At 42.6% G+C, this 23,996-nt stretch carries 21 protein-coding genes; 15 read left to right on the top strand and 6 right to left on the bottom strand.

Going from position 1 to position 23,996, the window contains the following annotated elements:
- Positions 1 to 344, bottom strand: a 344-nt coding sequence (sdhD, locus tag Q0C11_RS05050) for a succinate dehydrogenase, hydrophobic membrane anchor protein (protein WP_293006311.1), incomplete at its 3' end; no start/stop codon positions are given.
- A complete protein-coding gene (gene sdhC / locus Q0C11_RS05045) occupies positions 338 to 727 on the bottom strand; it encodes a succinate dehydrogenase, cytochrome b556 subunit (RefSeq protein WP_293006309.1) in 390 nt (129 codons plus the stop codon). The genes sdhC and sdhD, both read right to left, overlap by 7 nt.
- A 305-nt stretch (positions 728 to 1,032) precedes the next feature.
- On the opposite strand from sdhC, the gene Q0C11_RS05040 reads away from it, so the two are divergent.
- The 4 genes from Q0C11_RS05040 to dapD all read left to right on the top strand — a co-directional run bounded on the left by Q0C11_RS05040 (position 1,033) and on the right by dapD (position 7,460).
- On the top strand, positions 1,033 to 1,920 hold the full coding sequence (locus Q0C11_RS05040; protein WP_293006307.1) for a DUF6279 family lipoprotein: 888 nt from the start codon (positions 1,033 to 1,035) through the stop codon (positions 1,918 to 1,920).
- A gap of 456 nt (positions 1,921 to 2,376) precedes the next feature.
- The gene (locus Q0C11_RS05035) at positions 2,377 to 5,289 is read left to right on the top strand and encodes a S8 family serine peptidase (RefSeq protein WP_293006305.1); all 2,913 of its coding nucleotides are present in this window, start codon (positions 2,377 to 2,379) and stop codon (positions 5,287 to 5,289) included.
- Between the two features lie 120 nt (positions 5,290 to 5,409).
- On the top strand, positions 5,410 to 6,606 hold the full coding sequence (gene dapC / locus Q0C11_RS05030; protein WP_293006303.1) for a succinyldiaminopimelate transaminase: 1,197 nt from the start codon (positions 5,410 to 5,412) through the stop codon (positions 6,604 to 6,606).
- Positions 6,607 to 6,638: 32 nt separating this feature from the next.
- Positions 6,639 to 7,460 carry a 2,3,4,5-tetrahydropyridine-2,6-dicarboxylate N-succinyltransferase gene (gene dapD / locus Q0C11_RS05025; RefSeq protein WP_292919078.1) on the top strand — a complete coding sequence of 274 codons (822 nt, stop codon included), beginning with the start codon at positions 6,639 to 6,641 and terminating at the stop codon, positions 7,458 to 7,460.
- A gap of 56 nt (positions 7,461 to 7,516) precedes the next feature.
- Here dapD and Q0C11_RS05020 read toward each other — a convergent pair whose 3' ends face one another.
- Together Q0C11_RS05020 and miaA are read right to left on the bottom strand one after the other, a co-directional pair.
- Positions 7,517 to 7,855, bottom strand: coding sequence for a BON domain-containing protein (locus tag Q0C11_RS05020; protein WP_293006301.1), 339 nt, complete (start codon positions 7,853 to 7,855; stop codon positions 7,517 to 7,519).
- Positions 7,856 to 8,020: 165 nt separating this feature from the next.
- A complete protein-coding gene (gene miaA / locus Q0C11_RS05015; RefSeq protein ID WP_293006299.1) occupies positions 8,021 to 8,989 on the bottom strand; it encodes a tRNA (adenosine(37)-N6)-dimethylallyltransferase MiaA in 969 nt (322 codons plus the stop codon).
- Positions 8,990 to 9,152: 163 nt separating this feature from the next.
- On the opposite strand from miaA, the gene Q0C11_RS05010 reads away from it, so the two are divergent.
- Positions 9,153 to 9,341, top strand: coding sequence for a twin transmembrane helix small protein (locus Q0C11_RS05010; RefSeq protein ID WP_292919075.1), 189 nt, complete (start codon positions 9,153 to 9,155; stop codon positions 9,339 to 9,341).
- A gap of 34 nt (positions 9,342 to 9,375) precedes the next feature.
- Positions 9,376 to 10,599, top strand: a complete 1,224-nt coding sequence (locus tag Q0C11_RS05005; protein ID WP_293006297.1) for an NAD(P)/FAD-dependent oxidoreductase — start codon at positions 9,376 to 9,378, stop codon at positions 10,597 to 10,599.
- 11 nt (positions 10,600 to 10,610) lie between these two features.
- Here the strand turns inward: Q0C11_RS05005 and Q0C11_RS05000 are convergent, their stop codons facing one another.
- A complete protein-coding gene (locus tag Q0C11_RS05000; RefSeq protein WP_293006295.1) occupies positions 10,611 to 11,192 on the bottom strand; it encodes a class I SAM-dependent methyltransferase in 582 nt (193 codons plus the stop codon).
- Positions 11,193 to 12,161: 969 nt separating this feature from the next.
- On the opposite strand from Q0C11_RS05000, the gene Q0C11_RS04995 reads away from it, so the two are divergent.
- From Q0C11_RS04995 to Q0C11_RS04975, 5 genes are all read left to right on the top strand, one after another.
- The gene (locus tag Q0C11_RS04995) at positions 12,162 to 14,303 is read left to right on the top strand and encodes a hypothetical protein (protein ID WP_293006293.1); all 2,142 of its coding nucleotides are present in this window, start codon (positions 12,162 to 12,164) and stop codon (positions 14,301 to 14,303) included.
- A 249-nt stretch (positions 14,304 to 14,552) separates the two neighbouring features.
- Positions 14,553 to 15,161, top strand: a complete 609-nt coding sequence (locus Q0C11_RS04990; RefSeq protein ID WP_293006291.1) for a LemA family protein — start codon at positions 14,553 to 14,555, stop codon at positions 15,159 to 15,161.
- A gap of 18 nt (positions 15,162 to 15,179) precedes the next feature.
- Complete coding sequence (locus tag Q0C11_RS04985; protein WP_293006289.1) at positions 15,180 to 16,088, top strand: YgcG family protein; 909 nt, start codon at positions 15,180 to 15,182, stop codon at positions 16,086 to 16,088.
- A complete protein-coding gene (locus Q0C11_RS04980; RefSeq protein WP_293006287.1) occupies positions 16,089 to 16,589 on the top strand; it encodes a TPM domain-containing protein in 501 nt (166 codons plus the stop codon).
- On the top strand, positions 16,589 to 17,026 hold the full coding sequence (locus tag Q0C11_RS04975; RefSeq protein WP_293006285.1) for a hydrogenase maturation protease: 438 nt from the start codon (positions 16,589 to 16,591) through the stop codon (positions 17,024 to 17,026). Before Q0C11_RS04980 ends, Q0C11_RS04975 begins: the two co-directional genes overlap by 1 nt.
- Positions 17,027 to 17,085: 59 nt before the next feature.
- Here the strand turns inward: Q0C11_RS04975 and Q0C11_RS04970 are convergent, their stop codons facing one another.
- Positions 17,086 to 17,937: a carotenoid biosynthesis protein gene (locus Q0C11_RS04970; RefSeq protein WP_293006283.1), complete on the bottom strand. Its 852-nt coding sequence runs from the start codon at positions 17,935 to 17,937 to the stop codon at positions 17,086 to 17,088.
- 697 nt (positions 17,938 to 18,634) lie between these two features.
- Here Q0C11_RS04970 and Q0C11_RS04965 point away from each other — a divergent pair.
- The 4 genes from Q0C11_RS04965 (at position 18,635) to egtB (ending at position 23,920) form a co-directional block, all read left to right on the top strand.
- Positions 18,635 to 20,161 carry a cytochrome B6 gene (locus Q0C11_RS04965; protein ID WP_293006282.1) on the top strand — a complete coding sequence of 509 codons (1,527 nt, stop codon included), beginning with the start codon at positions 18,635 to 18,637 and terminating at the stop codon, positions 20,159 to 20,161.
- A 53-nt stretch (positions 20,162 to 20,214) separates the two neighbouring features.
- Positions 20,215 to 22,167 carry an AsmA family protein gene (locus tag Q0C11_RS04960; RefSeq protein ID WP_293006281.1) on the top strand — a complete coding sequence of 651 codons (1,953 nt, stop codon included), beginning with the start codon at positions 20,215 to 20,217 and terminating at the stop codon, positions 22,165 to 22,167.
- A 37-nt stretch (positions 22,168 to 22,204) separates the two neighbouring features.
- The gene (locus Q0C11_RS04955; protein ID WP_293006279.1) at positions 22,205 to 22,519 is read left to right on the top strand and encodes a BON domain-containing protein; all 315 of its coding nucleotides are present in this window, start codon (positions 22,205 to 22,207) and stop codon (positions 22,517 to 22,519) included.
- 108 nt (positions 22,520 to 22,627) lie between these two features.
- Positions 22,628 to 23,920: an ergothioneine biosynthesis protein EgtB gene (gene egtB, locus Q0C11_RS04950; RefSeq protein WP_293006278.1), complete on the top strand. Its 1,293-nt coding sequence runs from the start codon at positions 22,628 to 22,630 to the stop codon at positions 23,918 to 23,920.
- Positions 23,921 to 23,996: the final 76 nt, after the last annotated feature.

The following is a 23,996-nucleotide window of genomic DNA, read 5'->3' as shown; positions in this document are numbered from 1 at the left end:
AATATTTCTGCAGTCCAGACCAGATAAAACAGCAAAGCAGTTACTACCGCAATTTGCATCATTAAGCGAATTGACATGGAATGAACGTAGTCCATAAGCACATTGCGCACACCCACCCAGGCATGCCAGAAAACACAAATAAAGAACATAAAAGTCGCGATGCGCAACCATTGAGACTGGAATAGACCTTTCCATCCTGCATAATCTTGTGGAACAACAACCACCAACACTCCTGCTAACACAATAAGATAAATTGTCATCAGAATGGCAGTCACCCGCTGAGCTAGCCAATCCTTCGCGCCATAGTGCGCGCCGGTAACGGCAAGTCTGGATTGCCTTACCATAGCATTAACCCCGCCAATATGGTTAACACGAACCCCGCGATCAATACTAATTTGCTTCCTGCCCGCGCCTGTTCCAACTTGATTCCTACTTGTATATCCAGTAACAAATGGCGGATGCCGGCACATAAATGATGCAAAAAAAACCAGAGTGGTAGCAATAACAGCAGTTTGACTATCGGATTATTGAGAGAGCCTTGCAGAATCTCAAAACTTTGTGGAGATTGTAGCAATAGCTGCAAACCGGATAGCAGCAGTGGGATGCCCGGAAAGAATAGCAATACACCGCTGACACGATGCAGAATCGAAACCACAGAAGGCATGGGGTGTCTGAACTCAAGCAAATTCAGATATTTGGGACGTTTATGATGTAATTTTTCTTCCATGCGAGAAATTCTTGAGTAGAAAATACTGTCGCCAGAGTTAAGCTTACACGCTGAAGATAGGGGCCAAGTTTAGTCTGTTATGGTTTCTGACACAAGCCATGTGACAGCCGAGCCAGCCCATACTACTCCGAAATGAATGGAATCTTATAAAGAATAAAACAGCACGAACAATTACGATCTTGCAGATGTAACGAAAAAGAAAGTGATAAGGTACGGTTTAGGTATACTTAACAAGTATCTTGGATCCGTTTCTAACCGCGTAGCGACATTTCTTTTTATTCACAATTAAATTGACGAGCATTATCATGCAGCCTGTCTTAAAAAGAATAGCCTTTACTACAACATTATTATTGCTACTCAGCGGTTGCAGCATGGTGCGTCTGAGTTATGATCAAGGGCCACGGCTTGCCTGGTGGTGGCTGGATGGCTACGTCGATTTTGATCGCGAACAAGCGCCATACGCCAAGCAGGCGATTCAGCAGTGGTTTATCTGGCATCGCACGGCACAGCTTCCGGAATATGTTGATTGGCTAGCCACCGTGCGCGGTCAGATCGACAGCCCATTGACGTCAACCCAAATTTGTCATTGGTCCAACAAACTGCAAAACATTATCGCTCCCGCCTTTGATCAGGCTGTGCAACTGAGTACACCCGTAGTATTGCGCTTAGGTGAAGCGCAGTGGCAGCATCTCGAACAACGCTATACCAAAAGCAATGCCGAGTTGCGCCGTGACTATCTGCAACCAGATCTTGAGGATCGTCGACAGGCATCGATCAAGAGAACTGTCAAACGCATCGAAAACCTATACGGCAGCATTGACAAAACACAACGGCATTTAATCGATACTAGCATCGAAGCCTCGCCTTTCAATCCCGAAATCTGGATGATCGAACGTCAGCGCCGGCAACAAGAAACACTGAAAGTGCTGCGTCAGTTCGCCTCTGAATCCGCCACACCCGAACAGATCATTAGCTCATTAAAGAATTTGATCGAACATACGCACCGTTCCGACGATCCGGACTATCGTGCTTATCAGTTGAAGCTCTCTGAATATACCTGCGATTTCATCGCACGTATGCATAATAGCGCCACCCCACTCCAGCGCCTGCATGCGCTTGACAAATTAAAGAAATGGGAAACGGATTTACGTGCGCTGATGGTGGCGGATCGCATGCATACCGCGCTGGAGTAGCAATGTCACGCATCTTCTTTATAATCTAAAGCACAGTTGATTTAGCATCCACGCATCACTTTCCTGTATGAAATCACAATTATTGCCATGACTTACGCGATATCTTAGCTAAGCAACCAATTCTCACCTCAATAAATTTTATGGCTGCCTACAACAACTCCTACCCCCTCACATACCACCGATGAATAACTGATTTATTTTTCACCTCCTTCTTTCACATTGTTTGATCTTCGGAAAAGGCGGGGTAATTCACCGCAATTCTTTCATTTATGGTTAAAGGACGCGTCATCTTCGCCGATAGCTAAAAGTCGTGATAGCTAAAGCGATATTGTCGCGTGGTGATTGCCTTGCTGTCGGTAGCTTTCGCACTCTAGCTAACCCAGGGTATAAAAAATGAAATCCTGGGATTGGTTTTTAAGTTACACGATATTGAATCAGTAAATACTAGGAGACGTTATGGGAAAATTTGTGAACGGTGAGTTTTTAGTTCAGTTTTCTTCAAGCTTTACTCAGAAGGAGAAAGCTACTTTATTACGCAAAAACGGCGCTGAATTTGTTCATGATGCACCATCACCCGATCATGGGCCAACGCTGGCCAGGATTAACACCCATAAGGGGCTGGAATCAGTAATGGATGCATTAGCAATCCAACCCGGTGTCGAGTATGTGCAACATAACTGGATTCTTTCCAATCAATCTATAAGCAACGATCCCTATTACACTAACGGTAACCTTTGGGGCATGTACGGAGACGTATTATCACCAACAAATAATTACGGCAGCCAAGCCAATGAAGCCTGGAACAACGGTTTTATCGGAACCACAAAAACCGTTGTGGGCGTCATTGATACGGGCATCGACTACACACATCCGGACCTTTACTTAAATATCTGGATCAATCAAAAAGAAATTAGCAATACACTGCGTTCGGCATTAACCGATGTTGATCAGGACGGCACATTCAGTTTTATCGATCTGAATCATGCGGCAAATGTTTCTTATGTCAATGATTTTAATAATAATAGCCGTATTGATGCTGGTGATTTGCTGGCGGATTCCCGCTGGAAAGGCGGTGATGATTTGGACAATAATGGCTATATTGATGATATTGTCGGCTGGGATTTTGTTAATAACGATAACAATCCATTTGATGATGTAAACCATGGAACCCATGTCGCAGGAACTATCGGTGCCTCTGGCGGAAACGGCAGCGGTGTTTCTGGTGTGAACTGGAATATTCAGATGCTGGCACTTAAAGCGCTGGGTCCCTCCGGGGGGACTTCCTTATCGACGACGGCTGCGATTGATTATTACACGAATGCCAGTCTGGCTTCTGGCACCGGCCAGCATTTTGTCGCCACAAATAATTCGTGGGGCGGCGGTGGATATTCTCAGAGTAATTATGATGCTGTCATCCGTTCAGCACAGGCAGGCAATCTTTTTGTCGCAGCTTCAGGAAATAGCAGTTTAAATACGGACACCCGTGCAAATTATCCTTCCAACTTTAACACGACAGCGGCAGCAGGTTACGATTCGGTTATATCAGTTGCAGCGTTGACCAGTTCTGGAACGCTGGCTTCTTTTTCAAATTACGGCAAATCCACAGTCGACCTGGCAGCACCGGGACAAAGCATTTATTCCACTGTACCGGGCGGTGGATATGCTTCTTTTCAAGGCACATCAATGGCTGCACCACACGTAACAGGAGCTTTAGCACTATATGCCTCTGCTCTTCCTAATATCACGCCACAACAATTGCGTGACTCCTTGCTAAACACGGTTATCCCAACCGATGCTTTGACAACGACTACAGTTACCGGTGGACGCTTAGATATTGGCACGTTGATCGCCGGCGCACCGCCACCACCGGGCGTTATCGTCAGTGGCGGAACCTATTCCGGCACGACTAAAAATAACATTATGAATGCTGGTGCGGGCAATGATGTTCTTTATGGTTTGGCCGGCAATGATATGCTGAATGGCTTGGCTGGAAACGATATTTTGGACGGTGGAGCAGGCAGTGACAAGCTCTATGGTGGAGAAGGATCCGATGTTTATCTTACAGTATTAGCCACAGATCATAAAGTCGCAGAATTCTTTGATTATGGCACTTCAGGAACGGATGAGGTGCGATTTGCCGCAACCACCAAAGGTACACTGACACTATATCCAGGTGATATTGGTATTGAGCGCATTGTGATCGGTACTGGGATTGGAGTCAATGCGATTACATCGGCTGTAACTGCACTTAATGTCAATGCCGGCGCGGTGTTAAACGCGCTGACCATTACCGGTAATGCCGGTAACAATATAATCACCGGCACTGCTTATACTGATCAATTCGATGGCGGCAATGGTTCTGATATTTACATTATTAACTCAGCTGCACACCACTTGGCTGCAGAAATCGCTGATAGTGGATTGAATGGTATCGACGAAGTTCGTTTCGCTGCTACTACAGCAAGTACATTAACTTTGTTTTCCAGCGATACCGGGATCGAACGTATAGTTATCGGTACCGGAACGACTGCAACTGCTGTTTCAACTGGGGTTATTGCGATCAATGTCAATGCAGCTGATGTTACAAACGCATTAACACTCATTGGCAATGCGGGCGCAAATATCCTTACCGGCACAGCACAAGCTGATATTATCGATGGCAAAGCAGGTATTGATATACTGGATGGCCGGAATAATTCGGATGTTTATTTAATTAGTGTTGCCTCGCAACATACCGCAGCAGAAATAAATGACACTGGCATTAGCGGTACTGACGAAGTAAGATTTGCAACAAAATCTGCGAGTACTTTAACCCTGTATGCCGGTGACACAGGCCTGGAGCGTATTGTGATTGGCACGGGAGATATGGTAAATGCAGTTACTACAGCAAAAACTGCTGCCAACATTAATGCCACAGCAGTCACGAACGGATTGACACTTATTGGCAACAATGGCGCCAATATATTAACTGGTACTGCATTTAACGACACATTTAGTGGCAATAATGGCAATGACAACATTACGGGCGGTAGTGGTGCAGATAAATTTGTCTTCGACTATGCTCCGAATAGCTCAACCAACCGAGACATCCTTGTCGACTTCCAAAGCGGGATTGATATTATGCAATTTAGTTTGTCTCTATTTACCGGATTAGGTGTTAGTCCGGGCACTCTGAGTACGGAGCAATTTTGGTCAGGTGCCGGTGTGGTCGCGGCACATGATACCTATGACAGGATCATATACAACACCACAACGGGTATTCTGTATTACGATGCCGATGGCCTGGGAAGCGCCACCGCTTTACAGGTTGCGCTCATGGGAACAGCTGTTCATCCAAATTTAACCTACAGTGACTTTCAAATGATTTGAAATTAATTTTAGTTGGTTATTCTTGCATGCACGCTTTATAATTCGCACGCATTAAATAACCTAATCGCAGGATGATCAGTATAAAATTAATTATCGACTGAGCATTCTTTCTAAAATGGCATGAACCCAAATCTGAGTCAGCTGCAACCCTATCCATTTCAAAAACTTCGGATATTATTTGAGGGAATAACACGTAACGCTGCATTGAGCCCGATTGATCTTCAGATTGGCGAACCCAAGCATGCAACACCTGATTTTATCCGCCAAGCAATAGCAAATAATCTCGATGGTTTGTCGACATACCCAACTACATTGGGATTACCGATACTACGCAATAGCATTGCAACATGGATAAAACAGCGTTTTAATCTATCGGAAATTAATCCCGATACTGAAATTATTCCTGTCAATGGTAGTCGTGAGGCACTGTTTTCTTTTGCGCAGACAGTAATTGATTCTAGCGCTAGTTTCCCGGTAGTAGTATGCCCCAATCCGTTTTATCAGATTTACGAGGGCGCGGCATTATTAGCGGGGGCAACGCCATATTTTATTAATACACTACCCGAAAATCGTTTTAGATTGGATTTTTCACAATTGAGCAATGACGTATGGTCGCGCGCGCAGCTGATTTATGTCTGCTCACCCAATAATCCGACAGGTGGTGTGATGACACTGGAGGAATGGCGGGAATTATTTGCGCTATCAGATCGCTATGGTTTTGTGGTGGCCGCAGATGAATGTTATTCTGAAATCCATTTTGATGAAATAAAACCACCATTAGGTGCGATGGATGCCGCAAATCAATTGGGGCGCGCAGGTTTTCCACGCTTGGTGGTATTTAATAGCTTATCGAAACGCTCGAATGTGCCAGGAATGCGCTCCGGTTTCGTGGCCGGTGATGCCGCGATATTGAAAAAATTTCTGTTGTATCGGACTTATCATGGTAGTGCCATGAACCCTGCAGCTCAAGCCGCCAGCGCAGCAGCCTGGAATGATGAAAAACATGTGGTGGAAAATCGTCGCTTATATGCACAAAAATTCTTCGATGCGATGGTGCTGCTGTCGGATGCAATGACAGTGCAAATGCCGGATGCGGGTTTTTATTTATGGATTAAAACACCTATCGACGATACCGAATTCACCAAACGGTTGTATCAAGATTATAATGTGACGGTGCTACCAGGCAGTTATCTCGCGCGTGATGCACAAGGCAGCAATCCGGGAAAAAATTATATTCGGGTTGCATTAGTACCGTCTGAACAGGAATGTAACGAAGCCATGCAAAGAATTAAAAACCTCGTGACTCAGTTGAGTTAAGTCGAGCTGAATTTAAATTACTAAGGAAAATCATGAGTGAAATAAAAACCATCATTGAAGAAGCTTTTGAGCGCCGCGCTGAAATTACGCCACGTAATGTCGATGCCAGTTTGAAGGAAGCCGTTACACAAGTTCTGGCAATGCTGGACAACGGAAAATTGCGCGTAGCTGAGAAAATCGATGGCGATTGGGTAACTCATCAGTGGATCAAGAAAGCAGTGTTACTATCATTCCGAATTGAGGATAACAGTTTTATCAAAGGCGGATTTTCCAATTATTTTGATAAAGTACCATCCAAGTTCGCAGATTACAGCTCCAGGGATTTTCGTGATGGCGGTTTTCGTGTAGTTCCGCCTGCAGCAGTACGCAAAGGTTCTTTTATTGCCAACAACGTCGTGTTGATGCCATCTTATGTCAATATAGGCGCGTATGTGGACGATGGCACGATGGTTGATACGTGGGCTACCGTTGGCTCATGTGCGCAAATTGGCAAAAATGTGCATCTATCGGGTGGTGTTGGCATTGGCGGCGTATTGGAGCCGGTGCAAGCCAATCCAACTATCATCGAAGATAATTGCTTTATTGGCGCACGCTCGGAGATTGTGGAAGGTGTGATTGTCGGTGAGAACTCTGTAATATCGATGGGTGTATATATTGGTCAAAGCACGAAAATTTATAACCGTGAAACCGGCGAAGTAAGTTACGGTCGCATTCCTCCTGGATCAGTTGTAGTATCGGGTAATTTGCCGGCTGAAAATGGAAAATACAGTTTGTACTGCGCCGTAATCGTAAAACAAGTGGATGCTAAAACCCGCTCAAAAACGGGTATTAATGAGCTTTTGCGAGGAATCTGATCAAGACATTCACAGTAAATTAGATAAAAATCCCCTATTGCGGGGATTTTTATACTTTATTTTTTTACGATAACTTGGTTGTCAACATTCTTTACTCCATCCACGATCCAGGTATGCATATTGGTGCGGGTAATTTGATCTTCATTACGAGCGACACCCGTTAACGTCACATGACCCTCGTTAACTTTGATTTCAATGTTGGTGTCCTGCAGAACAGGATCAGATTGAATTGCCAGGGTAACACGGGCAAAAATGGTCGAATCATCATAAACCATACCAGGTGGTGGTGTAACCCAGGACGGATGGGTTTTTTCTGCGTAGTTTTCGCAGCCTGCCAAAAGAAAGATGCCTATCAGCAACAAGACTGAAGTAAATAATTTTAAAAAAATCTGCATGATTGTTTTTCCTATCAATGATTGTTCTGCAGGTGTTTCGTAATTTTTCTTATACGCTGATAAAAATTCAATTATTCTATTTAGCGTGTATGGAATCATAACGCTATCGACAGGAAATAAACAAGCTGGCAGACTCAAAATATATCAACAGTAAGAATTTGGCATTCAGTCTGCGCAGGTCTCGATCACAGCTCGGATTAAATTGTGCACTCGAGTACTTGAGTCACTAGACAAGCAATCAAGTTCATATATTTCATTGCTAACTCTTATACCGCGCAACCAAGTTAGCTGTCGTTTAGCCAGCTGGCGCGTTGCAGCAATTCCCATGTCATGCATTTCGTCACGGCTGATTTTGTTGTCCAAATAAAGACAGACCTGACGATAGCCGACACATCGCATTGATGGCGATTCCATATTCAATGACGAAAATCTCTGACGTATGGATTGAACTTCATCGATCAATCCGGCGTTTAACATGTTTCCAAAGCGCTCAGTAATACGAGAATGCAATTGGCTGCGTTCACTAGGAATGAGTGCAATACTTACTTTACGATAGGGAAAGTCTGCTGGTTGTGAGGTCTTCAGAATTTCTGACATCGGTTGTTGAGTCAGATAACATACTTCCAGGGCACGTTGGATGCGCTGGCTATCTGTTGGTTTGATACGCGCAGCAATCGTTGGATCCAATTCTGATAATTTTTGATGCATTGCAGGCCAACCAAGTTTCTTCGCCAAATGTTCCAACTGCAATCGCATATCTTGGTCTGCAGCTGGCAATACGGATAGACCATCTTGCAATACTCTGAAATAAAGCATCGTACCACCCACCAGTAGCGGAATTTTGTTGCGCGAAGAGATGTCCTGCATGATGTTTAAAGCATCTTTGCGAAATTGCGCTGCTGAATAAGTCTGATCAGGATCAATGAGATTAATAAGATGATGCGGAGTATGAGTCAGAATTTCTTGCTCGGGTTTGGCCGTCCCGATATTCATGTAGCGGTATACCTGAGCCGAATCCACACTGATAATTTCGATTGGGAGTTCTTTTGCTATATCTAAGGCAATTTGGCTTTTGCCACTTGCTGTGGGGCCCATTAAAAAAATAGCAGTTGGTAAGCAAATCGGATTTTGCATTGCACAGTATTGACCGATGAAAAGAAGCCAAAATGAAGTGGTATAGAAGCAATTGATTAATTTAATACTAAATTTCTGGAGTTTTTATCATTAAATAGTCATTGGATAATCAGAAAAACTCGGCTAAAATTTGGCAAATTCAATTTTTGTTAGGATTAAGCCATTGAAAATTTTCGCCGCCGTAGTATTTCTCCTTATATTATATAGCCTAGGATCAGCACTGTATTACATGTATAAAGATAAAGGTAATTCAACACGTATGGTTAGATCATTAAGCATACGGATTGGTTTATCTCTTTTTTTATTTATTGTACTGATGATAGCAACTCGCTTAGATATGATGACTGAATAATTTCTTTGTTCAGAAGCGCTTCACGGTGTAATACATGAGCTTGCCTAAGCTGTATAAAGATGTAGTTATCGTTGGAGCAGGTGCTGCAGGCATGATGTGCGCAATTGAGGCAGGTAAGCGAGGCCGCAGCGTGATACTCATTGACCATGCATTTAAGTTAGCGGAAAAAATCCGTATTTCTGGCGGTGGTCGTTGCAACTTTACCAATTGCCATACCTCAGCGGAAAACTTCATTTCCGGAAACCCACATTTTTGCCGTTCCGCATTGGCTCGTTTCACGCCACAGGATTTTATTTCTCTGATTGAGAAGCATGGTATCCGTTATCACGAAAAAAAGTTGGGGCAGTTATTTTGTGAGGGTAGCTCGCAACAAATTATTAACATGCTGCATAGCGAGTGCAGTGCAGTAAATGTAGATTGGCAACTAGCCTCTGCTATTCAAAAAATAGAGGGCCTAGCGAACGATGAGAATCAAGATATTGGATCAAATTTTAGATTGATAACTGAGCGCAATACTATAGAAGCTAAATCTTTGGTAATTGCTACAGGCGGTTTATCAATTCCACAAATTGGCGCAAGCGCATTTGGCTATCAAGTTGCCAATCAGTTTGGCGTTCGCGTAACATCGTTACGACCTGGTTTGGTGGGCTTAACCTTTGCTGCAGATAAATTTTCTGGCTTTAAGGAAATTTCAGGCGTGGCAATAGATGCTGAGGTTAGTTGTAACGGAACTTCGTTCCGTGAGGATATTTTATTCACCCATCGTGGATTAAGCGGCCCCGCTATACTGCAGATATCATCCTATTGGCAATCAGGAGAGTCTTTATACATCAACTTGTTACCACAACAGAATGCACAACAAATTTTTTCTCTTTATCGTCGGAGCACCATGCTTCTACCGAATCTGCTAGCCCATTATCTCCCTAAACGTTTCGTGCAGGTCTGGTGCGCATCCCTGCTAGCCGAGCTTGCTATCACTGCAAAACCTATCGGTAACTACCGGGAAAATGAATTGCTCTTGATCGCAGATAAACTCCACAACTGGCAGGTTATGCCGAGCGGCACGATCGGCTACAAGAAGGCGGAAGTAACGCTCGGTGGCATCGATACTGTTGAGTTATCATCCAAGACAATGGAATCCAAGCACACAACGAGTCTGTTCTTTATTGGAGAGGTTGTAGATGTTACGGGTCATTTAGGAGGATTTAATTTCCAATGGGCTTGGTCATCAGGTTATGCTGCAGGGCAAGTTGTCTGAGTCTTACTATTCTATTTTTCTCCATAAAAATAAGTTGCAATTGAAAAATAGGTCTTGCGCCACATATAAGTTCCGCAAGAAACCTCTTTGAAATCCTCCATCCAGACTCTTAATCCATCCGGACTAACGCGCCAGTAGTCTTTTGGAACCGCATGATAAGGGCAAAGCCATGGCAATTGAACCCATATTTTCCCACCCGGCTTTAAGATTCTTTTGAATTCCTGAATTGCTTTCAACGGGTAAGGAACATGCTCTAAAATCGATATACAGACCACTGCATCAAAACTGTTATCTTCGAAGGGTAGGTCATGAATATCATAATGATAGTCAATAAAATCGCGCATATCGTATTTGTCAACACTTACCCAATTGGGCCCATATTTTTTTCCTAATCTATTTTTTACCCCTATTTGAAGACATGGCTTATTCCCGCAGCTTTGCATGAATTCCTCAAATATCTTTTCATAGATCGAGTTAGGATCACTACTTGTTCTGCGCACAGCATTTGCGGCCCGTTTGTATTCGATCAGATAAAATAAGTATGATGCACGTTTTTTTAGTATCGAATAAATCTTTCTGAGTAAGTTTCTCATTTTGTTTTCTAAATGCTAAATATTTTCAGATTAAATGTGCATGCCACTATCGATTCTTACTAAAACAGAAAAGATAAACCAAGGATTAGTTCTACAAACTTCAGCGTACTCAAGCAATTTAGTCATTCCCATCTCTTGCCAGCAATTTTCAGATGACTGAGCCGCACAAAAATCTTTTTTTTGCTTGAATTACATCGACGCATGAACAAAGTTTGTGATGCACGGCAAAGTATCTTATGTCTGGCACCTCAATTTTTACCTATAAATCCATCGAACACATTTGACAGATAAAAAGACTCCTACGCCACGGATAACATTATCGGCTATCACAGGATTTTTCCTAGTCATAATATCAGATTAAATACCCAATTCCGTCCAAATTATTTTGGAGCGGAAATTCTCAACTATTGCAAGGTAGGACAAGACCTTTCAGTAAAATAAAAAAGCAAATATATGCTGTTTATCAAAGCGTTATTTTCGGTGAAATGAAAAAATAATTTACCAGGAGTAAGCGGATATTAAATCGCCATAATGGCTGCGAAACAGATAGAAAAGATTTATACGAATTATATTCGTTAATAATCAAAAGTTAATTCAAGAAAAACAGATAATTTCTTGGATAAATTATAAAGAAACCATTCTGCCCGAATACTGTGCTATGGAAAAATATCCATGAAGATGTGAAACTTCACTTTTTATGGGAATATGAGTAGCCAGTTACATCAGTAAGTTTCCTGCTACTACAGCAAAATTTTCCAGGTTTTACAATAACCTCGTAGTATATATGTACTAGAAAAAAAGTAATAATGACCTATTGGTTTAAGGAAGTATTTCTACTATATTAGCCTCCAGTTGGCAAAATCAATCGTTACACAGAAATTCAGTACTTTTCAATAAATTCGTGGCAAAAGTTTCACGTAGCAGACAGAGTTAGTAATCAAAAAACAACTAAAATTTGAAGGATTAAACATGTTAGTCAATGTAAACGAAATTCGAATCAATTTCATGCGGCGAATTGCCGTGATTACTGCGTTTTTCTTATCAATTGGCATTACTGGTGTTAATGTGCATGCACATACACCTCATGACATGGTAATTGCATTTGCCGCATCACCCGATTATGCCAACGACAAAACGATGTTCTTAGTTAGCGATGGCGCATTTACCGGTTGGTATTACGATCAAGTTATGCGCTCAACCGACGGGGGTGCGAATTGGATTAATCTAGCGAATGGTTTGGACCATCCGCTTGAATACAGTGTTCTTCGCGTTTCTCCAAAATTTGCTACCGATCAAACTGTGTTTGCGGGCCTCAAAGGCAAAGGTGGTGTTTATCGCTCAACCAATCGTGGCGATTCGTGGGAACCCTATAATACAGGTCTTGCCGTTTCAAACAAAATCATAAAAAAAATGGAGGTCGCTGAAACTAGCAGTGGTTATGTAGTTTTCTTTAATGAAGGTAATGGAGCCCTTTTCCGTCGCTCCAATACAGATGCGCAATGGACTCAGGTACTCGATAAAACCAATAAAGTAACCGCTATCGCAATCTCACCTGACTTTGCTACCGATAACACTCTAATAATTGCAAGCGATACTGGATACTTACGAAAATCCACCAACGGCGGCATTGACTGGACCGAATTGGGGAATCCAACAGGAACCATCATCTACGATATGGCCATCGCACCAGGAAGCGCATCGGAAATATTTTTAGCGACCCCAAGCTTTGGAATTTTTTATAGCAGCGATGGAGGAAATACCTTTGTTAGCAAAGGTACTAACTTACCTAATGAAGCGATTAATAATATAGCGGTTTCACCGAACTACGCGATCGACCGCACGGTATTTAGTACCAGTCTGACTCAAGCGGTATTTAAATCTACCGACAGTGGCGATAATTGGGAACTGTTTAATTCAGGCGCTGTAGTCACCGTTCAAACATCATTACTCAATGAAATGACTGACTTGCAAGTATCCCGCACATACGCGACAGACCAGACAGTATTTTTACCGGTATTCGATGGGATTTTTATCTCGAAAAACGGTGGCAGTACATGGAAGCAAAGTCAAACACGAATTGGCGTACTGACAGGGCTTGCGCTCTCTTCGAGTTTTAACACTGATCAAAAGATGATTGCCACAACGTATGTCGGAAGAGGCATCGCTATTTCTGCCGATAGCGGTACAACCTGGTCTACCAGTGGCTGGCCCAACCCGACAGGGCGAAAAATGAATTTCTTCGATTCGCAGATCGTGAAGAATGCAAATGGCACTCAAACAATCGTTACTGCGACTAATGGATACGTGGGATCATCCACCAACTTCGGAGACAGTTTTACCGTTAGATTTATTCCTAGATTTCTTGAAATTCGAAAGGATCTCGTTTCTCTCACGGCCCTAGCAGCATCGCCAAACTTTGCAACCGATAAGGAAATTTACCTCGGCTCAAGACTCCATGGATTACTGCAGACCAAAGATGCTGGGAAAACTTGGATATTGCAACGGGGGATGCCAACAAACCATCCTATTACAAGTGTAGCTGTGTCGCCTAATTATGCTAACGACCGCATTGCATTTGCCACCAATCGCGCGGGAGAAGTATGGCGGACACAGGATGGCGGAGACACTTTCTTGCGCGTCGGTGCTAGTTCGATCATCCAAACCGGGTGGGCTGGGCAAAGATATATGTGGGTTGCGATATCCCCGCAATTTGCCATCGATAATCTTGTGCTTGTTGGCACAACCAGTGGCATTTACCGCTCAACTGATGGAGGCACCACCTGGACAAAAGAAACTGACACTTCAGTTGGATCAAATGCCGTTATATTACAAGTAGAATTTTCCCCAAACTTCGGCGTCGACCGAACCATCTTTGTCAATGTCCGTGGCAAAGGACTGTTTAGCGCAAATCTGGATGGAGCAGGCGCAGTAACATCTTCGCTGAATACAACCGCATCGCTGATTGCAACTGAAAATATTGAATTCATTGAATTCAAGATATCGCCTACCTATGAATTGGATTCGACGATTGTAGGCGCAGCAAGAAAAAATATTTATAAATCAGTGGATGGTGGTTTAACTTGGGCAGGAGCAGGATATCCTGATAATTAAAGTATTGATGATTGCAAATAAAAACCGCTCGATCAAGATCGAGCGGTTTTTATTTATCCGGAATTTTGCATTGGCCACTGAAACTGCAATAACAGACATCAGCAACTGCTAACAAAATCTTCCATTGTTCATCGGTCAATTCCGTTTTATCATTCATCATCTACCCAAGATGGAAAGAAATTTTCATTGAATATTACAAAATATCAACAAAGCCATAATTCATGGTTATGCAATTTTCTGGAGAAATTTATGCGCAATAGGCAGTTAGTAGCGACAATTCTCTGCGTTCTTGTTTTAAGTGGCTGCGGCTACAATACGCTTCAATCAACCGATGAGCAAATTAAAGCCAGTTGGGCAGAAGTGCTGAATCAATATAAGCGACGTACAGATTTAATACCCAATTTAGTTAATACCGTCAAAGGATTCGCTGCCCAAGAAAAAGATGTATTGCTTGGAGTTACCAATGCTCGTTCCAAAATTGGCAGTATTCAAGCAACTCCAGAGCTAGTCAACGACCCTGAAACATTCACTAAATTCCAGAATGCGCAAGGAGAGTTGTCCAGCTCTCTTTCAAGGTTACTGGCCGTCGTCGAGAATTATCCCGAGTTAAAATCAGATGCCAATTTTCGTGATTTACAAGCACAACTGGAAGGCACCGAAAATCGTATCACTGTAGCACGCAATCGATACATTAAAGCAGTTCAAGAATACAATACTGTCGTCCGCTCTTTCCCCAGCAATCTCACAGCCATGCTATTTGGATTTGAAACAAAACCCGGCTTCACTGTAGAAAATGAAGACGAAATATCTACCGCGCCAAAAATTGATTTTGATACACCGAGGCTGGAAGATAAATAAATCCAGTTACTATCTTTCATGAAACCTACATCGACCAACGAAGAATCAATACCTAAAATCAAGAATATATTTTTTAGAGTTATTACCCTACTTACAATTTTATTGGCAATCACATCAGTCAGGGCAGAAATCGCCATTCCGTCCCTTATATCCCATGTAACTGATTTAACCGGAACACTCTCTACTCATGAAATTACACAACTGGAACATCAATTAACAGCATTTGAAAAAAAGAAAGGGAGTCAAATTGCCATATTAATCATCCCGACCACTCAACCCTTCGCTATTGAGCAATACGCTATGCAGGTTGTTGAAGCATGGAAAATAGGACGTAAAGGTATTGATGATGGTGTCTTACTGCTGATCGCTAAAAACGACAGAATGCTTCGTATTGAAGTTGGTTATGGCTTGGAAGGGGTACTACCGGATGCAACAGCGAAACGAATTATCACGGAAATTATTACACCTCGATTTAAACAAGGGCAGTTTGCCGAAGGTATTCAAGCAGGGATTGAAATGATCATAGGCCTGATCAACGGTGAAACACTGCCACTCCCCAGCACCACGCAAAACAACAATTTGCCCAATACGCAGACAAACATTGAAAGCTTAATCGTCATCCTCATCTTTTCCACGGTCATTGGGAGGATATTGCAAGTACACCTGGGACGTATAGCTGGAGCCACCGTAACTGGCATGGGTCTAGGATTTGTCGGCTGGTCAATATTCTCTTCGATAGCGATCGCTATTCTCATCGCTGTTGTCGTATTCATTCTGAATCTTTTCATTCACATCAACCCAGGAATTTACCGCAATGGGCGAGGTAACTGGTCTAATTCTGGCTTTAGAGGCGGCGGTTCTGGTTCTGGAGGATTCAGTGGAGGTGGCGGTGGCTTTGGTGGTGGTGGCGCCTCTGGGAGGTGGTAAATGAATTTAACTCGTATCATACGCCATTTATCTGCTGGACAATGGTTGCTTCGACGCTCATTGCCCGTTGCTACACTGACGGCTATTGAACAAGCAATTCAGCAATCGGAAACGAATCATAGCGGTGAAATTTGCATTGCTGTGGAATGTGCACTCAATACTCTAGCCCTGATTAGAAATCAAACAGCACGAGAGCGTGCACTTGAAGTTTTTTCGCAATTGCGAGTATGGGATACCGAACAGAATAATGGCGTGCTCATTTATTTGCTGCTGGCTGACCGTGATGTAGAAATCATTGTGGATCAAGGCATACATGCCAAAGTTTCCAACAAAGAATGGGAGAATATTTGTCATATTATGGAATCTGCATTTAGGCAGCAACAATTTGAAGTTGGCCTCATTCAAGGTATCCATGCCATTAGTCAGCATTTAGAAACGCACTTTCCTTATGATCCCAATAAAGACAAAAATGAACTTACCAATAAACCTACGATACTGTGATGATTTTGTTATTTGGATATGGAAATCCTGGACGTGGCGATGACGCGCTGGGTCCTTTATTGATCGAACAGATCGATCAGCTGAGGTTAACAAATGCCCAGTGCCTCATTGACATGCAATTGCTGATCGAGCACACAATTGATTTACTTGAATTTGATCAGATCGTGTTTATTGATGCAGATATGTCATGCGCTGAACCTTACGAATTTTTACCGATTCATGCCGAAAAAGATGCCAGTTATACCAGTCACGCGCTTACACCAGCTGCATTATTATTTACATATCAGCAAATATACCAGCGCACTGCCCCGACCTCTTTTTTACTCCGCATTCGTGGCTATCAATTTAAATTGGGAGAAAAACTAAGCATTCAGGCAAAAGCAAACCTACAAGCAGCAATCTCAAAAATTCAGCATTGGCACTCACAATATACTTAATGAACTTGCTTTATGAACTTGATTGTGAATCCCTATTACAGGGAGTATCCAGCACCTTTTTATTTTTCAACATTGTTCAAAGGTGACCAAGGATAATCTTCTAAATGTTCTTGTAATTCCTCTTTACGGTAACGATTAACCCGTAACACGGCCTGAACGGTCACCATAACAATTGGTAGCGTAAATATCAACACGCCGGTCAGTGCAATCAGATGCTCGCCTATCCACAGTGTAATCACCCAATTGAAGATTAGTACCGACAAATAAAGTACCGGGCCAAGCAGAGAGCGGAATGGCATAGCAAACACCCCTTTCGGCATTTTCTCATCGCGCCTCCGATCAATCTGCTGAAAGGCGGCCACCAGCAAAAAACTTGTCAGCAACCAACCGGCATAATTTGAAATCGGCACACCAAAATGCAGTCCGGCTTCATAGTAACCATATATTTGCCCCAGAAACCAGCGATTGCCCTGCAACGCCACCGGATCAATGATTATATCTAAGAATGTCTGCAGAAAAGCACCTAGCACTAAAACAGCCCATGAATGTCGGATCGCGCGCGTTTCTAGCGTGACCAGATCCGCGCCTTTCGTCGCCAAGGGTGACAGGATAAACAATGCCGTCGTATAGCTGCAATAAGTCAGAAAAACATACGAGAGCGAATCAAAAAAAGGCACTCCCCAAACCCATAGCTCCTGATGACTGGTATCATCAATATAAAAATACCAACCGTACGGAAACCCAGTGGTAATGGAAAGCTTCTCCGACGCAAAAGCAATCAGATAGCCAGCAACGGTAAATATCAAGGTCTTGCGCCAACCCACATGTGGCACACAAACCAGCAAAAATGCCGCAAAAAAAGTAAAAACATAAGGACGCATGACTATAGTGTCAATAGCGATATCAAGCATAAACAATTCCTAGGTTAATGAGCTTATTTGTGAAAATTATCCGATCTTGTTACCCCAATAATTGGAATAAAGAATCGCGAACACACATGATGATGATTTATAGAGATTTAATTATATTCAACGGGTTATTCTAATAATTTTTATTCGAAAGTTTTTAATGGAAAATCTTGGTCCAAGCCTATTAATCGATTTATCTGCCATCATAGCAAACTCATTTGAAGCCGTATGAACTGTATGTTAGAAAGCGCACAGAAAGAAAATCAGGATGGCCTAAAATGACCTTAGCACTCATACTTCTTTTTTAATGAGTCGACCGCACCAGTCAGGACGAATCTCATATCGTCTAGCCGGATGACTGGATCCGGACTCCCAGTGCGCATCTCCCCTAACCCTCCTATCTGCGCACTGGGTGTTCACTCCAATTCTTTATCGAAGTAATTCAACCAAGTAATTTGATGAGTAACTGGTGAATACGCAGCGGAGCACAGCGTAACTAGACATGAAAAGATTCAAATTCATGCGTATCTTCTCAACGATTCTAACGCAATCCTTTCCATGAAAAACCAATCCAGTGTGCGGTTTCGTACAGATAGATTTTCTCCAGAATGAAAGAATAAAACCCAGAATTAATTTAGGTTTTGTCGTACATCAGCATTATTTCTTGTTTACTTAATGACTTGATAGTGGAGAGATTGATATGAAGAAAAGCAAAATTTTATTTTTAACTTTACTGGGAGTGAGCGGCCTTGGCGTTGGAATTAATAATGCCGTCAGTCAAAACGATAATGTTCTGATAGAGAAAAAAAATGATGCGATTATGAATGCACAGACTAATAACCCAAGACCAGAGCAGAAAAAAAGTAAGCATGATCACTCTAATATTTTCGATGCTTCAGGCGCTCTGCCTTCCTCTGATGCATTTCAACAACAACTTGATTATGGAAAAATACGCGGGTTTGATTTTTACCGAGATTCTCTCAATGCAAAAAAACCACAGCAATCTTTTAAAGAAACAATGAAATCTGATATAGCAGAAAAGCCAAAAATCAGTAAAACTCAACAAGAGTTATTACAGAGTCGCTACGATCTTGCCCCTCGTTTCGATGCAGAGGTAACTATGACTCGGGGAAAACCCATCCCGATCGGCCCAACTGCTATATTGAAAGACAAAATGAGCTGGCAAGAACTTGCTGCCATGTCACCTGAAGAAATTCGTAAAAATAATCTATTTCCTTACCCTGCATTACCACATCCCAAACAAGTAACCGGCGGACAAGTCTTTCCTCCTATGCAGATCTCGATGTTTCCTAGGTTAGAAAGGTTCGACGTCGAGTTTGATTTGCCGGAAGCTTTTTTGCCGGAGTTTCCTCCTGCTATTTTCCTTCAGAACAGGCCTGAATTAGGGGATGTTTCTCGCGGAGAAGTTGTTTCCATCAATAATTTTTATCGTTTATTCAAAGATATATTGACTCCGGTTCAGCTTACTGGATTGCAGATGCTGCTCACGCCGCTACCGCAGGAAGAATTCAATCCGACAGATGATCGTAAAAGCGCCCAACCCAGTCTAGGCGTGACCTGTTTTGATTGTCATGTCAATGGTCACACAACAGGACAATTTCATTTAAGCCCTGATATGCGCCCTCAGGAACGCCGAGTTCGGCTGGATACCACCAGTTTGCGAGGCGTATACAGTCAGCAGATTCATGGATCAAAACGCAGCTTGCGTTCGATCGAAGACTTCACAGAGTTCGAGTTCCGCACTGCTTACTTCAATGGTGACCCAATACATGCAATGAAGAAAGGATTCCCGATGATTGATCGAATCCATGTAAGTCATATGGCACAGTTTCAAAACATGTTGGATTTTCCGCCCGCTCCAAAATTAGATAGCCAAGGCCGACTGGATCCCTCAAAAGCGACTGAAAAAGAAATTCGCGGTGAGAGTATTTTTTTGGGTAAAGGGCAATGCGGAAATTGCCATCAACCGCCTGCATTCCTTGATAATCAAATGCATGATCTGAAACTTGAACGCTTTTTGAATGAACCGGGCGATGGGCCAATAAAAACTTTTACACTTCGTGGTATTAAGGATAGCCCTCCTTATCTACACGATGGTCGTCTGCTTACCCTTGAAGATACAGTCGAATTTTTTAACCTGGTGCTCCAACTCAAGCTAACAAACGAAGAAAAATCCGATCTAGTAACATACATGAAACAACTCTGACCTGAATTTTCTCTGGTCATGCCATAAGCTTATGTAATGAAATAGGTAAAAAGATGAATGTCGTGAAATGGGTTGGAATTTCTCTCCTTACCCTGTTATTTCTCTTGGTCGTATTGCTAATCTCATTACCCAATTTGAATTGGGCACGAGAGATCGTGACCCTACAAGTTAGGAATCAGACGGGTCGTAATCTTACTATTAAAGGTAACTTTGCAATCGATTGGTCTTTAACGCCACTGATTAGAATGGAGCAAATACAGTTTGAGAATGCCGACTGGAGCGAGCAACCCAATATGTTGGAACTTGCAGCATTGGACATACGCATCGATTTGATTGAGCTCCTCAAAGGACGCATGCTATTTCCTGAGGTTACCCTCACCAAACCACATATTGTTTTACAAAAATCATCCAAAGGGGAGCGAAACTGGGATTTGCAAATTGCCACAAATGATCCTGAGCGCAAAACAGAAATCCCTCTCATTGAGCGTTTACGGATTGTGGAAGGCCGCCTTAACTATGAGGATTTAGCAACTGATACAGAAATCACCACGGCTTTCGCGACCATTATGGGTGCAGCTCACGATGAAGAACTCACGGAGGTACAAACCCAGGGGAAGCTGAATGGGCATCTATTGCTTGCAAATTTAAATGCAGGTCCTTTAGTTGCATTGAGGGAGGCTGAAATACCCTATCCGCTGACCTTAAGTTTGCAAGTCGGGAAAACCAGCATCAAAGTGAATGGCACATTGATACAACCTCTGCAGCTCAAAGGCCTTGATTTGCAATTTATAATGCAAGGCCCTAATCCAGAACAATTATCACAAATCCTGAGATTACCCATGCCTAGCTTACCCCCTTATCGACTGAAAGGTGATATGTCGCATCATGAAAATTTGTGGCAAATTAGAAATTTGGATGGCCATGTGGGCGATAGTGATCTTGCCGGAACGATTAGTGTGAAGCTAAGCGAAGCAGTGCCTTTTATAAAGGCTGATCTAAAATCAGAAAAAATAGACTTGGATGATATGGGACCATTAATTGGTCTTTCGCCCGACACGGGCCCTGAGGAAACTGCATCTTTAACTCAGCAGAAAAAAATAAAAAGAGAAACTACGAGCCCATTCATTCTACCCAGCGATCCTATCGATTTTAAGGAACTACAGGCTATCAATGCCGACATTTCTTTACGCAGCAAGCGAGTTAAATCAAAACTACCTGTGGATGATCTCTTCATGCACGTAACCATTGATAACGGCAATCTCAAGCTTGCTCCTTTGGATTTTGGCGTTGCTAATGGAAATATTCGTGCCCGTTTCGAATTAAACACAAATTCGCAACCCATTAAAAGTAAAATAGAGGTTGAAATTCGTCACGTACAATTAGGAGAAATACTACGTCGTTTTGAAATTGCTGACGAAAGCGCCGGATTAGTGGGAGGTCAAGGCATGTTCTGGTTCAAAGGAGGTGCCATTGCAGAAATGTTAGCATCGGCTGATGGAGGATTGTTGATGCTCATGACCGGTGGACAACTGGATAATTTGTTGGTCGAATTAGCCGGGCTTGATATTGGCGAGGCGTTGGTATCGCTATTTGATAAGGACAACGAACCTAATATTAATTGCGCCTATCTAGATCTTCCAATCAATAGTGGGGTTTTGAATATGGACAATTTTATTGTAGATACGCAAGATACGATTTTTTTAAGCAAAGGAACCATTGATTTTAATAAGGAAAAGTTAGATCTGATTATTGACCCCAAACCGAAGGACTTGAGTGTTTTCTCTGCGCGCGCACCACTGCATATAGAAGGTACTTTCAAGAAGCCCACTTTTACTCCGGGCGCTTCCGCGATATTGAGAGGTGCAGCTTCACTTGCGGTGTTACCTTCAGCGCCCATCGTGAGCTTATATTCGTTTCTCCAGGAAGATCAAGAAGAAAAGAAGGCAAATAGTCAAAATATACGGTGTGCAGGCCTTGTGGATGCAGTTAATAAAGCACGTGAGTAGTGCTAATGGTTTTTCCGGAAACAACATGAGAAAGAAAATGACCTACAAAATACTTCGCACCTGGATTATTGGATCTCTGTCTATTGTATTTAGCATGGGTGGTTGCGCGAGTTTTAACCCTGATACAGTAGAAGAGACTCCGCAACAGGATATAATTTTAGCCATGAGAGTAAAAGCAAAACTGATTGAAACAAAAGAGCTTAAGGCCGCTGCCATGCATGTGGAAGCAGCAAACGGGTTGGTAGTCATAAGTGGGTTTGTCGAAACCGAGTCTCAACGGCAATTGGCCACTTCGGTTGCTCAACAAGTTCCTAATGTAAAACAGGTTAATAACCAGATTAAAGTTAAATGAACGCAGATAGCTATCTCAAAAATGTAACAATCCTTGAATTTTTTCAATACCGCCATTGGCCATAATTGATTCTCAAAAATAGCAATCGCCCTTTAGAGAAATTAAATAATGATAGATATCAATATCCTACTTAAAGAATATGCTGTGGCCCGCAGTCGCACTTTGGATCTAATTGAGCCCTTATTTGAAGAGGACTGCTGTGTTCAATCCCTACCGGATGCGAGTCCGATAAAATGGCATCTTGGTCATGTCACATGGTTCTTTGAAGCTTTTGTCCTCCAACATTTCGAAAAACCATTCAAACCCTTTCAGCAAGAATTTCTCACAATGTTTAGCTCCTACAACGAATCAAATGTGCCTCATCCGGATCCAAAACGTGGCTTTTTTACTCGACCTTCCTTGAAGACAACACGTGATTACTGCCAAAACATCGACGAGCGCATGAACAATCTGTTGAGAGAAGTAATAGAAGATAATATGTTGCAAATGATAACTACGCTTGGAATCCACCATGAGTTTCAACACCAGGAACTTATGCTGGCAGACCTCAAGCATCTTTTATCACAAAACCCATTGAATCCAATTTATCAACCTAAAAATAACTTGCAAAAAACAACCTCAAATATGGCAGATCCAGTAGAGTGGCGTAATTTTGAAGGGGGCCTAATAGAAATAGGTTATAAGGGAAAAGGCTTTAGCTATGACAATGAGTCGCCTCGTCACAAGCAATACCTTTACCCGTACCAATTGGCGTCACGTTTAGCTACGAATAGGGAATATATGCAATTTATTGAGGAAGATGGCTATGATAACCCTTGCTTTTGGTTTTCGGAAGGCTGGAAATGGATCAAATCAGTCGGCTGTCGTCATCCACTTTACTGGCGACATGAAGCGGGAGAATGGAAAGAATTTACACTCCACGGACTAGCACCACTCGATCCGAGTCTTCCCGTAACTCATATGTCGTATTATGAAGCGAGTGCTTTTGCACAATGGCGTGATGCTCGCTTACCTACCGAAGCGGAATGGGAAAATGCAGCATCCAAGCAAGAAGTTGATGGAGACTTTGCCGATAACAATTATTTCCATCCTCGCCGTACTGCGACTAATACGAGCGTTAATATTAACGCGCTTTATGGTACCGCTTGGGAATGGACACAATCTAGCTACTCACCCTATCCTGGCTACAGTCCCAAAAAATCCAACACTGACAAACCTAAATCTGACATTTGGGATATAGCCGTAGGCGAATATAATAGCGAGTCTATGGTAAATCAATATGTCTTGCGTGGCGGTTCTTGCATCACACCGAAACAGCGCATCCGTTCAAGCATGCGTAACTTTCTTCCTGCAGAAGCACGCTGGCAGTTTTCTGGCATTCGTTTAGCACGTGATGAATAGATATGAATGGAATAAATTTTTGATTGTTATTCATATTTGGCCCAGGACCTAATACTGAAGAGGTCCCGCAAACTCG

Source organism: Nitrosomonas sp., from assembly GCF_022842015.1.
Lineage (GTDB): Bacteria > Pseudomonadota > Gammaproteobacteria > Burkholderiales > Nitrosomonadaceae > Nitrosomonas.
Note: the sequence above shows the minus strand (reverse complement) of the source record. Positions and strands in the feature narration are given on the sequence as shown.

Excerpts from the sequence above, each read along its gene's own strand:
- dapD (WP_292919078.1), top strand. The coding sequence starts at position 6,639 with ATGAGTGAAATAAAAACCATCATTGAAGAAGCTTTTGAGCGCCGCGCT.
- Q0C11_RS05035 (WP_293006305.1), top strand. The coding sequence starts at position 2,377 with ATGGGAAAATTTGTGAACGGTGAGTTTTTAGTTCAGTTTTCTTCAAGC.
- Q0C11_RS04980 (WP_293006287.1), top strand. The coding sequence starts at position 16,089 with ATGAATTTAACTCGTATCATACGCCATTTATCTGCTGGACAATGGTTG.
- egtB (WP_293006278.1), top strand. The coding sequence starts at position 22,628 with ATGATAGATATCAATATCCTACTTAAAGAATATGCTGTGGCCCGCAGT.
- Q0C11_RS04985 (WP_293006289.1), top strand. The coding sequence starts at position 15,180 with ATGAAACCTACATCGACCAACGAAGAATCAATACCTAAAATCAAGAAT.
- miaA (WP_293006299.1), bottom strand. The coding sequence starts at position 8,989 with ATGCAAAATCCGATTTGCTTACCAACTGCTATTTTTTTAATGGGCCCC.
- Q0C11_RS05040 (WP_293006307.1), top strand. The coding sequence starts at position 1,033 with ATGCAGCCTGTCTTAAAAAGAATAGCCTTTACTACAACATTATTATTG.
- Q0C11_RS04990 (WP_293006291.1), top strand. The coding sequence starts at position 14,553 with ATGCGCAATAGGCAGTTAGTAGCGACAATTCTCTGCGTTCTTGTTTTA.
- Q0C11_RS04995 (WP_293006293.1), top strand. The coding sequence starts at position 12,162 with ATGTTAGTCAATGTAAACGAAATTCGAATCAATTTCATGCGGCGAATT.
- Q0C11_RS05020 (WP_293006301.1), bottom strand. The coding sequence starts at position 7,855 with ATGCAGATTTTTTTAAAATTATTTACTTCAGTCTTGTTGCTGATAGGC.
- Q0C11_RS05005 (WP_293006297.1), top strand. The coding sequence starts at position 9,376 with ATGAGCTTGCCTAAGCTGTATAAAGATGTAGTTATCGTTGGAGCAGGT.
- Q0C11_RS04955 (WP_293006279.1), top strand. The coding sequence starts at position 22,205 with ATGACCTACAAAATACTTCGCACCTGGATTATTGGATCTCTGTCTATT.
- Q0C11_RS04970 (WP_293006283.1), bottom strand. The coding sequence starts at position 17,937 with ATGCTTGATATCGCTATTGACACTATAGTCATGCGTCCTTATGTTTTT.
- Q0C11_RS04960 (WP_293006281.1), top strand. The coding sequence starts at position 20,215 with ATGAATGTCGTGAAATGGGTTGGAATTTCTCTCCTTACCCTGTTATTT.
- Q0C11_RS04965 (WP_293006282.1), top strand. The coding sequence starts at position 18,635 with ATGAAGAAAAGCAAAATTTTATTTTTAACTTTACTGGGAGTGAGCGGC.
- Q0C11_RS04975 (WP_293006285.1), top strand. The coding sequence starts at position 16,589 with ATGATTTTGTTATTTGGATATGGAAATCCTGGACGTGGCGATGACGCG.
- dapC (WP_293006303.1), top strand. The coding sequence starts at position 5,410 with ATGAACCCAAATCTGAGTCAGCTGCAACCCTATCCATTTCAAAAACTT.
- sdhC (WP_293006309.1), bottom strand. The coding sequence starts at position 727 with ATGGAAGAAAAATTACATCATAAACGTCCCAAATATCTGAATTTGCTT.
- Q0C11_RS05000 (WP_293006295.1), bottom strand. The coding sequence starts at position 11,192 with ATGAGAAACTTACTCAGAAAGATTTATTCGATACTAAAAAAACGTGCA.